Annotated in this window: 14 protein-coding genes and 1 pseudogene; 6 read left to right on the top strand and 9 right to left on the bottom strand. The window is 37.4% G+C overall.

Features of this window, described 5'->3' with window-relative positions:
• Window positions 1-5: 5 nt before the first annotated feature.
• From ACLLO5_RS22915 to ACLLO5_RS22885, 7 genes are all read right to left on the bottom strand, one after another.
• Window positions 6-1319, bottom strand: a complete 1314-nt coding sequence (locus ACLLO5_RS22915) for an FAD-binding oxidoreductase (RefSeq protein ID WP_413172801.1) — start codon at window positions 1317-1319, stop codon at window positions 6-8.
• Window positions 1320-1461: 142 nt separating this feature from the next.
• Complete coding sequence (locus tag ACLLO5_RS22910) at window positions 1462-1614, bottom strand: hypothetical protein (protein WP_413176216.1); 153 nt, start codon at window positions 1612-1614, stop codon at window positions 1462-1464.
• A gap of 178 nt (window positions 1615-1792) precedes the next feature.
• Window positions 1793-2179: a type II toxin-antitoxin system VapC family toxin gene (locus ACLLO5_RS22905; RefSeq protein ID WP_323361746.1), complete on the bottom strand. Its 387-nt coding sequence runs from the start codon at window positions 2177-2179 to the stop codon at window positions 1793-1795.
• A complete protein-coding gene (locus ACLLO5_RS22900) occupies window positions 2176-2427 on the bottom strand; it encodes a hypothetical protein (RefSeq protein WP_323361747.1) in 252 nt (83 codons plus the stop codon). The genes ACLLO5_RS22905 and ACLLO5_RS22900 overlap by 4 nt, the downstream gene beginning before the upstream one ends.
• Before the next feature lie 295 nt (window positions 2428-2722).
• Complete coding sequence (locus tag ACLLO5_RS22895; RefSeq protein WP_413172800.1) at window positions 2723-4000, bottom strand: pentapeptide repeat-containing protein; 1278 nt, start codon at window positions 3998-4000, stop codon at window positions 2723-2725.
• 93 nt (window positions 4001-4093) lie between these two features.
• Complete coding sequence (locus tag ACLLO5_RS22890) at window positions 4094-4627, bottom strand: REP-associated tyrosine transposase (RefSeq protein WP_413172799.1); 534 nt, start codon at window positions 4625-4627, stop codon at window positions 4094-4096.
• 181 nt (window positions 4628-4808) lie between these two features.
• The gene (locus tag ACLLO5_RS22885) at window positions 4809-6167 is read right to left on the bottom strand and encodes an NAD(P)/FAD-dependent oxidoreductase (protein ID WP_413172798.1); all 1359 of its coding nucleotides are present in this window, start codon (window positions 6165-6167) and stop codon (window positions 4809-4811) included.
• 428 nt (window positions 6168-6595) lie between these two features.
• On the opposite strand from ACLLO5_RS22885, the gene ACLLO5_RS22880 reads away from it, so the two are divergent.
• Together ACLLO5_RS22880 and ilvC are read left to right on the top strand one after the other, a co-directional pair.
• On the top strand, window positions 6596-7741 hold the full coding sequence (locus ACLLO5_RS22880; protein ID WP_413172797.1) for a response regulator: 1146 nt from the start codon (window positions 6596-6598) through the stop codon (window positions 7739-7741).
• 194 nt (window positions 7742-7935) lie between these two features.
• Window positions 7936-8931 (top strand): ketol-acid reductoisomerase, encoded by a 996-nt coding sequence (ilvC, locus tag ACLLO5_RS22875; RefSeq protein WP_413172796.1) that lies wholly within the window; start codon window positions 7936-7938, stop codon window positions 8929-8931.
• A gap of 213 nt (window positions 8932-9144) precedes the next feature.
• Here the strand turns inward: ilvC and ACLLO5_RS22870 are convergent, their stop codons facing one another.
• Window positions 9145-10353: a family 10 glycosylhydrolase gene (locus ACLLO5_RS22870; RefSeq protein WP_413172794.1), complete on the bottom strand. Its 1209-nt coding sequence runs from the start codon at window positions 10351-10353 to the stop codon at window positions 9145-9147.
• A 191-nt stretch (window positions 10354-10544) separates the two neighbouring features.
• On the opposite strand from ACLLO5_RS22870, the gene ACLLO5_RS22865 reads away from it, so the two are divergent.
• From ACLLO5_RS22865 to ACLLO5_RS22850, 4 genes and pseudogenes are all read left to right on the top strand, one after another.
• Window positions 10545-11321 (top strand): SAM-dependent methyltransferase, encoded by a 777-nt coding sequence (locus tag ACLLO5_RS22865; RefSeq protein WP_413172793.1) that lies wholly within the window; start codon window positions 10545-10547, stop codon window positions 11319-11321.
• A 31-nt stretch (window positions 11322-11352) separates the two neighbouring features.
• Window positions 11353-11679: a cupin domain-containing protein gene (locus tag ACLLO5_RS22860; RefSeq protein WP_413172792.1), complete on the top strand. Its 327-nt coding sequence runs from the start codon at window positions 11353-11355 to the stop codon at window positions 11677-11679.
• Between the two features lie 21 nt (window positions 11680-11700).
• Window positions 11701-12195 carry a hypothetical protein gene (locus ACLLO5_RS22855; RefSeq protein ID WP_413172791.1) on the top strand — a complete coding sequence of 165 codons (495 nt, stop codon included), beginning with the start codon at window positions 11701-11703 and terminating at the stop codon, window positions 12193-12195.
• A 221-nt stretch (window positions 12196-12416) separates the two neighbouring features.
• Window positions 12417-12557, top strand: a pseudogene (locus ACLLO5_RS22850) (IS701 family transposase); the annotation flags it as partial.
• 33 nt (window positions 12558-12590) lie between these two features.
• On the opposite strand, the gene ACLLO5_RS22845 reads toward ACLLO5_RS22850, so the two are convergent.
• Complete coding sequence (locus ACLLO5_RS22845) at window positions 12591-14324, bottom strand: iron uptake porin (protein WP_413172790.1); 1734 nt, start codon at window positions 14322-14324, stop codon at window positions 12591-12593.
• Window positions 14325-14379: the final 55 nt, after the last annotated feature.

The following is a 14379-nucleotide window of genomic DNA, read 5'->3' as shown; positions in this document are numbered from 1 at the left end:
AAAACTTAAATCCCACCCACAAACCGACCAGGACTTAAAATATAATTACCATCAAACCGTTCCTTAATACCCCGCATAATATGTAAAGCATTACCAGTATACCCCCACACATCCAATCTTTTTTTGATTTCCACTGGTGCAGCCAAAACACTTAAAAAACCATAATTAGATTGACATAAATTACGCAAAATCAAAACTTGACTTTCATTTTCCAAACTTACTAAACCCAAACCACTACTCAGGTGAATTAAACCCGTACTTATCTGATTAATAACCTCCACTGCTGTAGTAGGCATTACTCCTATTTTGCAAGTAATCAGAGAAGATGTAACATCAAAATGTATTTGTTCTGGTAATCGTTGCCATAGAGCAGCTTCATTTTCTGCTGAATAAATTGCGCCATCTAAACCCAATTGTTGACCAATTGATAAAAGTCGGTTTGACTGTTCCTTCACACTTTCGCTAATACTTTGGAAACGGGTAATTAACCCAATTCCTGTACCTAAGCCTAAACGAGAAACTAATTGATTTGATATTAAATCTGCTTGAGTTGGTGTTAACTCAGAACCTTGGAGAATTGTTACAGCTTGGGATATGGCTTCAACCTTACCAGTTAACACCACTGTACCCGATGTTTCTGGTAGCGGATAAACTCGAAAAGTGACTTGGCTGATAATTCCTAATGTACCGTATGAACCGGTAAACAACTTCATCAAATCGTAACCAGCAACATTTTTTACTACCCTTCCCCCCGCTTTGGCTATTTGTCCATCAGCACGGATAAAAGTTATACCTAGAAGTTGGTCACGCACACCACCATAACGTTGACGCAGAGAACCTGTATCAGCAGTAGCGACAATACCACCGATAGTTGCAGACTCATGAAATGCGGGGTCAAGGGCTAAAGTTTGCCGAGATTTGGCTAAAATTTCTTGAAGTTCTCCAAATTTCATTCCTGCTTCGACTGTGACAGTTAAATCACCAACCGCGTGTTCTATGAGTTGGTTAATACGTTCTGTACTGACAACAATATCAATATTCTTACTTATTCCACCCCAATGGAGTTTACTGGTACTACCACAGGGAAGAACAAGCCATTTATTGCGGTTAGCGGTGGCTATAACGGCAGCTAGTTCTGCTTGGGTGTGGGGATACACGATACAACTGGGATGGCTTTGAGAGTCAATTGCCGAGTGTATGCGTTGTTTTTGACTAGGTTCGAGATTTTCCCAAGGTAAGACAGCGTTTTCTGTGTTGATAATAGATGCTATGGTAGAGGCGTAGACACTTTGTGTCTTTTCGTTAGACATCGCATTCATTGATTTATAGTTTTTTTCCTATCCTCCTTATTAATGTACTGGTTATTGTGAACAAATATGTGAAGCAGAGCCTTTAAATGACATTCCCAACCGGAGATTGGGAAAGAGGGATAATACACACATAAAGAGGAAAGTAGGTAAATTAATCTAAGTCAGGTTCAACACCAAGCGCACGCAGTTGGGCAATTAATCTTTCTGTTTTTTGTTTTTCTTGTTCTAACTTTTGTCTTTCTTCTTCTGCGGGAGTTAACACCCAATTACCGTTTTTATCATACCAACTTAACCAAAGATACAACTTTTATCTCTATTATGTAGCAAGATGATTTAGTATTTGAAGATTGATCTAAATTTTCAGAAATTGTCTTTTGTCAGAATCAGGATAACCAGGATTATTAGGATGAACAGGATGATTTTTGAAGATTGATCTAAGTTTTCAGACAAAAAACAAAAAAAATTCAAGTCCGATTCCTAGATTACCAATCAACTTTCACAGAATATTGATTAAAAACAGAATCACAACTAATTAAAATCGCATCTTCAAGATTTGCTTGTGAAATTAATAATCTATCAAATGGATCTTTATGATGTAACGGTAAATTATCTAATCCTAATATATGTTCAGATGTGATTGATAAAATCACAATATTATGATTATGTATTTGTTCATTGATAATATCTCTTAACGGAAGTTGCAAAGATAACTTACCTAATTGATATTTAATTTGCATTTCCCAAATACTAACTATACTGAGAAATTTGATATTAGAACTATTAGATAATAAAGCTAAACTTTTAGCAGATAATTTATGAGGTTGACTATCCCACCAAATAAAAGTATGAGTATCAAACAGTAATTTCATGATTCTCCTAACCAAAATTCATCAGGTAAGGGTTCATCAAAATCATCACTGGTTGATATTGCACCTAAATGTAACCCTGGTTGATCTTGTTTTTGCTGATGATGTATGGGAACAACAGCTAATTTTAGCAGATTGTGATCATTTCTTTCTAAAGTGGAAATTAAAACTTCCACCTCATCACCTTCTTGAAAAGAGTCTGGTAATTCTTCTAGTAAAATAACTGTCTTTCCTTTGATATAACCTTTCATTATTTTTTGAGGATTGATGTAATTTAAGTTATATTAGTCTATTTTAACATAAAAGTTTCACAGTTGTCATAATTGTGATATGCCAGAAGTCCGGTATCTGGGGAGAATATTAAATCACATCCTGTAAGTCCTATCATCCTGAACATTATCTCGATTTCGCTCGATAACCACCTGATTCAGACAAAAACATTTACAGTAGAGGCAGAGATTCTCAAACTGCAACGACTGTTTTGAATATTCGGTTTTGTAGGGTAGAAAGTCTTGTTTACTGAGAATGTAGAAAAATCAAATTTTCCTAATCATGAATTGATCCATCTGGCATTGTAGCGCCTGTGAGTATCGCTCCTGTGAGGTCAGCTTCTGTGAGCAAAACTTTTGTTATCAAGTCCGGTTCAAAGCGGTAGGCTCCTGTGAGGTTGGCTTTAAGGAGGGCGGCTCCTGTGAAGTTGGCTTCAAAAAGGAGGGCTTTTATGAGCTTGGCTTTTATGAGCTTGGCTCCTGTGAGGTTGGCTTTAAGGAGGGCGGCTCCTGTGAGGTTGGCTTCAAAGAGGTTGGCTTCAAAGAGGTTGGCTCCTTCGAGCGTGGCTCCTGTGAGGACGGCTTCTGTAAGGTTGGCTCCTGTGAGGACGGCTTCTCTGAGGTGGGCTTTTTCGAGCTTGGCTTTTATGAGGTAGGCTCCTTCGAGCTTGGCTTTTATGAGGTAGGCTCCTTCGAGCTTGGCTTCTGTGAGGTTGGCTCCTTCGAGCTTGGCTACAAGGAGTTTGGCTTCTGTGAGGTTAGCTTCTGTGAGGTTGGCTTTTACGAGGTTGGCTCCTTCGAGCTTGGCTTCTGTGAGGTTGGCTCCTTCAAGGTTAGCTCCTTCAAGTTTAGCCTCTCGAAGATTGGCCTTACTAATATTAACATTACTTAAATCAAGACTCTTATTTTCTGGATCTGGGTGTTCACGTCGTCCAATTACAGTGAGACATTCTTGAATATCAAGCCGAAGTTTTGGTACTTCCTCTCTCTCTTTTTCCTTTTGAACATTATTTAGCCATTCATACACTAAAGGTTTTTTATTTTGTGGCTTCTCTTCTTTTTTTATAGGTGCATTCTCACGCACAAAGGCTGTAAGAAGTTCCATAATTGTCCACTGGTCTTGTTTTGAATCTCTGGCAATTCTTTCTAAGGTATAAATTGCACCTAATCTAACTTCTATCTTATCACTAGCAAGCTGTTCTATTGCCTTAGCAAAGCGTTCTGTAATTTGCTTATCTTCTGATATTTTTAAGTTTTTACGTGCAATTTTAGCATTTTTATTAGCGGCTTTAGCACTTTCATTAGCAGCCTTAGCAGTTTCTTCCATAGCATAAGCTCGCTTGGCGGCAAAGAAAGCATTGATAAATACTGCAATTCCACCAAAAACTGTACCAATAGCTGTTAATGCTTTAGTTCCATATTCATACTTTTCTTTTAATGTCCAACATTCAATATTTAAAATTCCTAAAAATATGCCACCTACAAATAAAATAAATATAACCCCTATCGCTAATAACCAATTTCCTAGTGTGTCTATATTATTATCGTTAGACATAGTATTAATTTTATTCCCTAAATACACAATTCCTAGTTTCCTCGTTCCCAGTCTCTGACTGGGAATGCAATGATGAGGCTCTGCCTCAATATCTCAAAAATCAATCAACGCCACTTCTAATAAACTCGGTAATCCCATATAATTACGATAACTAGAATAACGCCAATGAGCCGGATCATCAACATAACCACGGCTCACAGGATTATTGTGCATATACTCTAATTTCTGCCTCAACATTTCCTCATTTAAAATCGCCTGGGGATGAAAACCTTCTTGCCACAGTTGATACTCTTGTTTTATCTTGTGTTTTAATTTATAAAATTCCAATTGACCAAGTATATATTCAGCTTTATTTTTATGAAGTAAATCAATAATCGAACGAGCAGTAAATGATTTAAAATTACCTATTTCTTTGGATAAGTTTGCAGCCGCAGCGATAAGATGAAGATGATTTTCCATGATGACGTAACCATACAATGTCAAACGCTGCTGTCGTTGCAGAAAGTTGAGGGAATCTATGATAATTTGCACAAGTTCAGTTTGTCCAAATAATGGCATCCAATTAACTATTGTGCTGGTGATAAAATGGGGTTGAGTTCCTAGTACATGATAGCGGCTGCGTCCCATTGTTTCATGTAATTTGGTAGATGTGGTGATTTGATTTTAATATGGGAGGCAAAAGTTATACATCGTATAATTAACGATAATTAGGAAATAGGAGATACATGAATTGATTTCGAGTTATTGTGAGGCAGAGCCTCTTGATGGCATTCCCAGTCGGAGACTGGGAACGAAGGACTCTACAAAACTACACATTTAATGGTTGTCTGGTTTTCACCGTTGGATAATGTCCATTACTTTCAATTGGTACAGGTGCAATAGTTTCTTTTCCTGTAATTAATCTCGCGCCACGATTGCGGGTAAAATAACTCCACAACCATTGAATCATGACAACTAATTTGTTATCAAATTCAATCAGGAAGTAGATGTGAACAAATAACCAGAAGAACCAAGCAAAGAATCCTTTAAGTTTGATGAAACCTAAGTCAACAACAGCTGAGTGTTGCCCAACCATTGCTAAACTACCTCTATCTACATAGTTAAATTGTGGTAGGGTTTCACCTTTGAGGCGTTTCTGTACGAGTTTGGCTACATATTCCCCTTCTTGCATGGCTACTGGTGCAACACCAGGTAAGGGTTTACCGTTTTGATGGGCAAAATTTGCTAAGTCACCAACTACAAATATGTTGGGATGTCCTTTAATACTTAGGTCTGGTTCAACGATAACACGACCTGCCCGATCGCTCTCCACTCCAGTCCGTTCTATTAACACTTTCCCCATGGCTGATGCTTTCACACCCGCAGCCCATAATACTGTTTTAGAAGCAATTGTTTTAACTTCTTCACCTTGCTTAATCGTAACAATATCATTCTCAATGTTTGTTACCAAGGTTTTGGTTTGTACATCCACACCCAAACTCTCTAAGGATGCTTGCGCTTCTTGGGATAATTCTGGTGCGAAGGGGGGGAGAATTCGATCTAAACCTTCTAGTAATAAAACCCTTGCTTCCGAAGTGTCGATGTTGCGGAAATCTTCTTTCAGGGTTTTGGTTGCTAATTCTGCGATCGCACCCGCTAATTCTACCCCAGTTGGTCCACCACCAACAATTACAAAAGTTAACAAAGCCCGACGTTTAGCCGCATCAGTTTCTTTTTCAGCCGCTTCAAATGCCATAAAAATTCGCCGACGCATTTCAATGGCATCCTCAACAGTTTTTAAACCCGGTGCAAAGGTTTCCCAGCTATCCTTACCAAAATAGGAATGCTTTGCACCTGTAGCTACAATTAAGGTATCATAAGGTACGGACTGATTACCAACCATCACCTTTTGGGTTGTGGGGTCAATATCATTCACTTCACCCAACAACACTTTAGTATTTTTACTCTTACTCAAAACAGAACGCAACGGAGAAGAAATATCCGCTGGAGACAAAGCACCTGTAGCTACTTGGTACAGAAGAGGTTGAAACAGGTGAAAATTGCGTTTATCTATCAGCGTTACATTGACGTTAGCCTTAGCCAGTGCTTTAGCTGCATAGAGTCCACCAAAACCACCTCCAACGATAACTACCTGATGTGGTGGGTTATTGTCATGTAAATCAACCATAAGAAATGTTTCCTTGTATTACAGGTGCTGTAACTATTCTTAACAAATTTGTATCAAAGTTATCATAAATTTTTCTGTTTATTTTGAACTTATGAAAAAAAAATTAAAGTAGCCATTGATATATAAAAAAGTAAAATTTCTTTTCAATTACTGTCTTAATTAATTGCATTAACATATATTGAAGCTAGTCAAAACCCAAATATACGCGAATTGGTGAATATTACGGAAGTAGTTTCCTCATTCCCATAAGTGATGTTACTGAATAAAAAATATAAAATTTTCCATGTTTTCTTTGATGGCATTTATAGATAATTAAGGAGAAAATAGAAGTTATGAGAGGAAATGACTTTAACTATCAGGCCATCTTTTGACTGTTAATTATGTCTCTCTAAGTAATTGTAGAGTCACAGCAACAAAAGGCTAATTTTATGAAAAAAGTTTTAGTAATTGAAGATGAAGCGCAGATTCGCTCAAACATTGTGCAAATTCTTAACTTTTTAGACTATGATACCATCTCTGCGGATAATGGTTTAAAGGGCTTAGAACTAGCCAGAGAAAAACTACCAGATTTAATTATTTGTGATATCATGATGCCCCAACTGGATGGTTATGCGGTAGTTTATTCCTTAAGACAAGAAGAAGAAACAGCAAAAATTCCTTTTATATTTTTAACTGCTAAAAACGAATACACAGATGTGCGTCAAGGCATGGAATTAGGCGCTGATGATTATTTAATCAAACCTTTTTCCGCTGATGAATTAATGCGGGCTATAAACAGACAAATGGAAAAAATGGCTGTATTTGAGAAATACACCCAGTCAAAATTAGATACCTTAAGTAATAATATTTCTATGTCGATGCCCCAGGAAATGAATTCGTCATTGAATGGGATTCTAGGCGTTTCTCAAATGTTGATGCAAGGTCATAATCTCCTCAATAACATTGAAGCAATAGAAATGGTCGAATGTATTTACAATTCAGCTTTGAGATTAAATAGATTAGTCCAGAATTGCCTATATTATACAGAATTAGAATTAACAGCTACAGACCCCGACAGAATTAGAGAAACAAGATTAAATATCCCTAAAAGCTTTACCAAAGACATCATTAATCAAGTAGCTTGGGAGAAAGCTAATCAAGTTGAACGGCTAGAAGATTTAGATATACAAATAGAAAATACACTTGTACAAATTCCTTCTGATAAACTGCAAAAAATTGTTGAAGAAATAATTGATAATGCCTTTAAATTTTCCGAAAAAGATATAAAGGTCAAGGTAATTGGAAGTGCCAGTGAAAATCACTTTAATTTGTTTGTAATTGACGGTGGTAGAGGAATTACCAAAGAAGAAATTGAGAATGTAGGAGCATATATGCAATTTTCGCGCAAATTTTATGAACAACAAGGTTCTGGTTTAGGCTTGATAATTGCTAAAAGACTGGTAGAATTATATGGTGGTCAATTTAATATAGAAAGCATCCCTGGCAAACAAACAATCGTACATATTATGTTACCTCAAGTAACAGTTAGAAGTGTCGAATTGGATCTTCCATGGCAAACAATTCCAGTATCTTAAGTCAGTGGGGGCTACTTAATTAGTGTTAAAATTCTAGACTGAGAACACCTGTCTGTATTTATATCTGCGGTTAATTAGCAAAATTCTGGCCATCACCAATAATTTATCAACAACTTTATTCCCCGTCCCCAATTTACGGTAAAATCATAAATCTGCCAATTTCATAACAACCTTTGCGGACAGGAGATGCTTCTATGGCGCGTATGTACTATGATGAAGATGCTAATTTAGACCTTTTAACAGGAAAAACCGTTGCTATTATTGGTTATGGTTCTCAAGGTCATGCCCACGCGCTGAATTTAAAAGACAGTGGTGTTAACGTCATTGTGGGATTATATCCTGGTAGCAAATCCACAGCCAAAGCTGAAGCTGCTGGTTTGACAGTAAAAAATGTAGCTGATGCTGCTAAAGCTGCTGATTTAATTATGATTTTGTTACCTGACGAGGTACAAAAGACCATTTACAAAAATGAAATTGAACCAAATCTAGAAGCGGGTAACGTTTTAGCCTTTGCACATGGTTTTAACATTCACTTTGGGCAAGTTGTCCCTCCTGCGGATGTTGATGTAATCATGGTAGCACCTAAGGGACCCGGACATTTAGTCCGTCGTACCTACGAACAAGGACAAGGTGTACCTGCGTTATTTGCCGTATATCAAGATGCTACAGGTAAAGCACGCGATCGCGCCATGGCTTATGCTAAAGGTATCGGTGGTACTCGTGCAGGAGTCTTAGAAACCACCTTCCGGGAAGAAACCGAAACCGACTTATTTGGAGAACAAGCAGTATTGTGTGGTGGTTTGAGTGCCTTAATCAAAGCAGGTTTTGAAACCTTAATAGAAGCAGGATATCAACCAGAACTAGCTTATTTTGAATGTCTGCACGAAGTTAAACTCATCGTTGACTTAGTAGTTGAAGGTGGTTTAGCAACCATGCGCGATAGTATTTCTAATACTGCGGAATATGGTGATTACACACGGGGTCCTCGTGTTGTCACAGCCCAAACCAAAGCAGAAATGAAGAAAATCCTCAGCGAAATTCAATCTGGACAATTTGCGCGGGAATTCGTCTTAGAAAACCAAGCAGGTAAACCAGGTTTTACCGCTATGCGTCGTCAAGAAGCAGAACATCCTATTGAAGAAGTAGGTAAAGATTTACGTGCTATGTTTAGCTGGTTAAAGAAAGCGTAATTCTTGGTAATTGGTAATTGGTAATTGGTAATTGGTAATGGATAATTACCAAATTTTAAGCATTACCTTTTACCAAATTACAGCTAATTGGTAACTATAGCTTTTTCTAGGTTACTAAGGTAAAAATTTATCTGTGTTCATCTTCTTCTATCTGCGGTTAATTTTTTATTCCTCTACCTCACTAGAATGGTAATCGCTATATGTAAATAAAATTTATTTAGTGTTTTTAATCAAATTGTTGACAGTAGAAGCCGTTTGTTCGGGTTTTCCAGATGCCGGAAAAACTAAAACACTCTTAACTTCTGAGTTATCTAATAATGCTTTTAAACGATGAAATTGTGGTTCACTAATAGCAATACCATCATAATTTTTGACATAATTTAATTCCTCTTGGAAATTAGCATCATTATAAACCTGAATAAAGACTCTATCCACATTCCATTTTTCCCAATCAGCCGCAAAATATCTTTTAGCCCAATAGGGATTATGATGACAAATATCAAAACTAACGTTCGGATTAGCCTTTTTCATGCCAGTAATCATTTGCTGTACAAAAGCAGTTAACTTAGCAGTACGGTCTACCTTTCCTGGTAATTCCGCATGATATCCCAAATAATCATCCCACTGCACAGCATCAATTTGTGGATACCTTTGTACAAACTCTACTAAAATATTTTTAAAGAAATTCGCAACTTCAGGAATTTCTACATCTAACACATAATGTTCTATAGCCGGATAGGTTTTATCTACACCAGGAACAACCCATTTTTTCTCAATAGCTAAATCAAAAATAGGGCTATTTTTATCTATTTTAATTCCTTTCTCAAAATAGGCGTGAACCTGCATCCCCTGTTTATGTGCTTCATCAATTAACCAATCTAACCATTGGTCTTGAAACTGATTGGGACAACTTTTATAACCAAGAGTTTGCTGCATCACTTTACTATTATACATAGTACAACCATTGCCCCAAACACCGTGAATAATAGTATTAAATCCTTGAGAGCGATAATAACGCACTCTTTCACGAATCATTTTCTCACTAGCGTTATTAGTAACTTGGTAGCGACTTAAATAAATGCCTCTAATGGCTTTTTTCTCCCAAGGATTTACAGGTAATGGTGCTGTTTTTGGTATGGCTGTTTTAATGGCAGTTGGTTGATTACTTGGAGTATTTTTAGGAATGATTGATGCAGCAAAAGAAGGAGTTATTTGAGGAATTGTTTCAGGTGTTGGTGTAATAATTGGTGTAGAATTGAAGATAGGATTTATAATTTGTTGAGCTTGAGATAACAGGTTGCTAATACCCAAATTGTCTTTTTGGGTAAATAACCAATAACCACCAGCTAAAATAAATATAATTACAGACAATGGAATATTAGCACACCCACATCCACTTGGTTCTTTTTTCTTGTTCGACATAATTATGGTGATTGGTTGGTAATCTTACTCTATAGAAAATTTTTAACCTATGAGAATAAGATACAACGGAGATTATGTAGTTTACGGTTAAGAGTCCCAAAATTTTAATTTCTCTTCCTTGAGCTACCTCAAAGACAACATGATAAAATTCTGGCAGATTGGGGATAGAACAGATACAGAGGGTCAAACAAATGACCAACACTATCCTCAACTTCTCAACTGCTTCAGGACACCAAGTTTTAGCAGCAGCAGGTAAAAAATATCTCCGTCCTGGTGGACGTATAGCCACAGAAAAATTATGCCAATGGGCTAATTTTCAACCTGGTGATAGAGTTTTAGAATTAGCTTCTAGCTTTGGTTATAGTGCCATTTCTCTGGTTGAACGCTACCATGTAAAGGTAGTAGGAATAGAAAAAAATCCCGAAAGTGTTGCTAGTGCGCGTGTTAATGTCCGCTTTGCTGGCTTAGAAAATGAAATTGAAATTATTGAAGGTGACATTTTCCACCTGGATAAAATACCAGGAAAGTTTGATTATGTTTTAGCAGAAGCGATTCTGACAATGCAATCTCCACCAGGGAAAGCCAAGCTGTTAACAGAAATTCACAACAAACTGAAACCGGGAGGTAAATTTCTCTCCCATGAATTATTAGCTAATGACCAAGAAGCAGAAATTAGTGCAGATTTAGCCAAAGTCATTAAAGTTAATTCTACACCTCTTTCAACCAGTAATTGGATTCAGGCTTTTACTCAAGCAGGGTTACAAGTACAGAAACAGGAAACTGGTGCTATGAGTTTACTAAATTGGTGGCGAATGTTGCAAGATGAAGGCATTTTCAACACCATGCGGATTTTGTGGAATATCTTAACACAGCCAGCTATCCAAAAACGGGTTTTGGAAATGCGTCAAGTTTTCCATAAATATGAGCAAGAACTAGGCTACATCATTATCTGTGCCGGTACTGAATAATATCTTCACACTTTGGAAATTGGCATTTTTTATGATTACTACTGTTACCCAACTACAAGAACAAATTGAATATCCCCGTGAGGGAGTTTTCAGCAAAGTGCTGGCTAAAGATACAACTTGTCAATATACCCTCTTTTGTTTAGCAGCCAACACGGAAATATCTGAACATACCTCTACACGCAATGCTACTGTCAATGTCCTAGAAGGTAGAGGTTTACTAACTTTATCAGGGGAAAAAATCAAACTAGAACCGGGAGTTTTTATTGTTATGCCTGCTAATGCTCCTCATGCTTTACAGGCTGAATCTAATCTATCATTTCTGCTCACACTTTCTGAAAAATCAGCAGATATTAATTAATTATTTTTGGAGATTGGCAAAATGTCGTCATCTGTAATTTCTACCTTTACTCAGCATTTAGATTTTTCTGAATCAGAAATAGAAGCAATACTTTCTACACCTTTAAATCAGGTGCTTAATTCACCAGAATTAAAACAAGAATTGGAAAGTTTAGATATTAACTTGCTGCGAGAAACTTTACCTACCGCAGGACAAGTATTAGCTGAAAATTTACCGCCTTTTTATAATTGGCTAAAACATGAATTAGGAGTGAAGCGTGTTCCTGATAGTCCAGATCATACAACAAAATGGGTAATTGGTTTTCTCAATAATCAAGAAAGTATCAATCATCTAGTTGAGTTACATCGTCCAGTTCCACACGCAGCTTTAGAACAAGCTGTTCCCCGCTTGGTTGGTTTGTTTGATGGTGTGGAAGATATTAAAGTTCGTCAGGAATGGGAAAAGGCTGTTGCGGCACTTTGTCTAGTTTTAGTTGTTGATGCCCGCGAACAAGAAAAAATTGCTACAGTAGGTTAATTGTTGTGGTGGGCAATGCCCACCCTACTCAATTTTTTTATCTACAATGCTATAAAATTTATCCTATGTGATACTACCGTAAATTGGACTAGCAATTGGATGAAATTGAAGAAAGTGGAATTAATCCTCAAATTGCTCTTACTCTTTTACCAGCTATTTTTATGGCTTCGGTTGTACCTATTTATTCATTTTTTCTCCTGAAATGGAAGTTGGATAATTATATAGCTATCGTCATGAATGAGAATACTTTCTCCCAAGCCACAGATATCGACTACTTTATGATCAATGTTTCTGGAGCAGTTGTCACTCCAGAATGGATAGTTAACACCTATTTTCAACGAAATTGGGTAGGGGTTTTTTATTGAGAAGCTTAATTTTTGTCTAATTCCCGCTAATTAAAACCGGAATGTGGTGCGAATGACTCCGGTATAAATCGTGTTGTTATTGCTGTTATGTTCTGGATTAAAGATTACAATTAACCCAGGTGTAATGGAAAGATTACTATTAACTTGATAACGATATAGTGCTTCTAGATGGTAGGAAGTATCGCTATCTAAACGAAGATTTCCGGTAGAACTAGGTCCAAAGTCATTGCTTGTAACTTTAGGTGGTTGACCAAAAATTATTCCACCTAAATTACCTTTTTTACCTAAATCTGGTAAAGCTAAGGTAACAGCCCAATTCCAAATGTCTGCTTTATCTCCTCTGTTAACATTTGTGGCGCTGTTTTCAGCGGTTGCTTGAGTATATCCAACCCAAGCACCAAGTGTAAATTGTGAGTTGAAACGGTAGCTAGTTTGTAGTCCATAATTATTAGTTGAAGTGCTGATAGTAGAGCCGAATGGAGTATTAGCAAAGGCGCTACCATAGCCGCCTGAAACTGTTACATCACTAGCAGCACCGCTTAAATAAGAGTGTGCATAGGTCAAACCGATAGTTAAATCTTTATTAGGCTGAAATGCTAATTGGGCTAATGCACCATAACTACCGTCAAATAAGCCTTTTCCATCACTGGGATCACTTCCTCTTCTAGCAAGATAACCTCCTGAGAAGGTAATTTTGTCATTCAATTTGAAAACAGCACTGACTCCTGAACCTGTGTTACTGGCAGAACTGGTATTACTGGTGCGGTATATGGGAGAGAAGCGCCCAAACCGGGAAATAGCACCTACTGGAGTTGAAGATAACAAGGGGTTAATGGTGTTGAAGTTGTCGTAAAATTCACCTCCAATAGCATCGACGATGACGTTTATTTTCTCTCCCACTGGAAACCGATAATACAGTTTACCTAGTTGTACGCTGTTGGTAGTATCGTTGGTGGAGTCCCAAGATGTACGAGTCATGTTCGTACCTGTGACTGGTGCGTTAAAGGCACTGCTGTTACTAGCTTCTAAGCGAGCAAATAACTGGTCTTTTCCTGTGAAGCTACTAACGAAATTGAGACGAATGCGATCGCTCAAAATAGTATTATCTTGTAAACGACGACCTCCTGTAGCTGTATATTGAGAGGCTTTTACTGTTTCTCTCGTTGCTGGTGAAGCATTATTAATTATTCTCCACTGGTCAGAATTTAACGCTCTATCCTCACCAAAAACACCTCCAAGGGCAAAAATTACCTCTGCATTTAATTTGGTTGTAGTCGAAAATTGTTCACTTTCTAAAACAGCAGTCCGACTTTCTAACCCATCTATCCTTCCCCGCAATTCTACTAACCCATCTGCATATTCTTGTTGTAATTTTTGCAGGGTTTCTAAATCTTCTTTTTTAACAATATCAGCGGTATTCGTGGCAATTAATTCTTGAACTCTATTCAAACAAGCATTTAAACCAGCCGCAAATTCATAACGAGTCATGGCTCGATTACCCCGAAAGCTGTTGTTAGGGTATCCAGCAATACAATCATATCTCTCCACTAAAGATTGCAAAGCTTGAAAAGCCCAATCTGTGGGTTGCACATCTGACAGTTGGGAAACAGATGTTACTTGTTCGACGCTATCTTCTGTCTCTGGAGTTTCTGGAACAGCAGTTTGGGCGATGGTGGAACGCTCACCAGAGGCGATCGCACCCATTGTACTCCCTACAACCAATAGCGGAGCTATCCAAAAAGAATTCTGTACAAAACTAGACATACACCTCACACCTCAAACAAAAATTTTTTACCCATTTGGTTGGTAGAAACTATAT

Origin of the sequence: Anabaena azotica SJ-1 (genome assembly GCF_047275885.1) — a bacterium.
Classification (GTDB): domain Bacteria; phylum Cyanobacteriota; class Cyanobacteriia; order Cyanobacteriales; family Nostocaceae; genus Trichormus_B; species Trichormus_B azotica_A.
The sequence above is the reverse complement of the archived record's forward strand: the minus strand, read 5'-3'. Positions and strand labels throughout refer to the sequence as shown.

Coding starts and splice junctions, on each gene's coding strand:
- ACLLO5_RS22915 (WP_413172801.1), bottom strand. CDS start 1,319: ATGAATGCGATGTCTAACGAAAAGACACAAAGTGTCTACGCCTCTACC.
- ACLLO5_RS22890 (WP_413172799.1), bottom strand. CDS start 4,627: ATGGGACGCAGCCGCTATCATGTACTAGGAACTCAACCCCATTTTATC.
- ACLLO5_RS22855 (WP_413172791.1), top strand. CDS start 11,701: ATGTCGTCATCTGTAATTTCTACCTTTACTCAGCATTTAGATTTTTCT.
- ilvC (WP_413172796.1), top strand. CDS start 7,936: ATGGCGCGTATGTACTATGATGAAGATGCTAATTTAGACCTTTTAACA.
- ACLLO5_RS22880 (WP_413172797.1), top strand. CDS start 6,596: ATGAAAAAAGTTTTAGTAATTGAAGATGAAGCGCAGATTCGCTCAAAC.
- ACLLO5_RS22885 (WP_413172798.1), bottom strand. CDS start 6,167: ATGGTTGATTTACATGACAATAACCCACCACATCAGGTAGTTATCGTT.
- ACLLO5_RS22895 (WP_413172800.1), bottom strand. CDS start 4,000: ATGTCTAACGATAATAATATAGACACACTAGGAAATTGGTTATTAGCG.
- ACLLO5_RS22860 (WP_413172792.1), top strand. CDS start 11,353: ATGATTACTACTGTTACCCAACTACAAGAACAAATTGAATATCCCCGT.
- ACLLO5_RS22845 (WP_413172790.1), bottom strand. CDS start 14,324: ATGTCTAGTTTTGTACAGAATTCTTTTTGGATAGCTCCGCTATTGGTT.
- ACLLO5_RS22865 (WP_413172793.1), top strand. CDS start 10,545: ATGACCAACACTATCCTCAACTTCTCAACTGCTTCAGGACACCAAGTT.
- ACLLO5_RS22900 (WP_323361747.1), bottom strand. CDS start 2,427: ATGAAAGGTTATATCAAAGGAAAGACAGTTATTTTACTAGAAGAATTA.
- ACLLO5_RS22870 (WP_413172794.1), bottom strand. CDS start 10,353: ATGTCGAACAAGAAAAAAGAACCAAGTGGATGTGGGTGTGCTAATATT.
- ACLLO5_RS22905 (WP_323361746.1), bottom strand. CDS start 2,179: ATGAAATTACTGTTTGATACTCATACTTTTATTTGGTGGGATAGTCAA.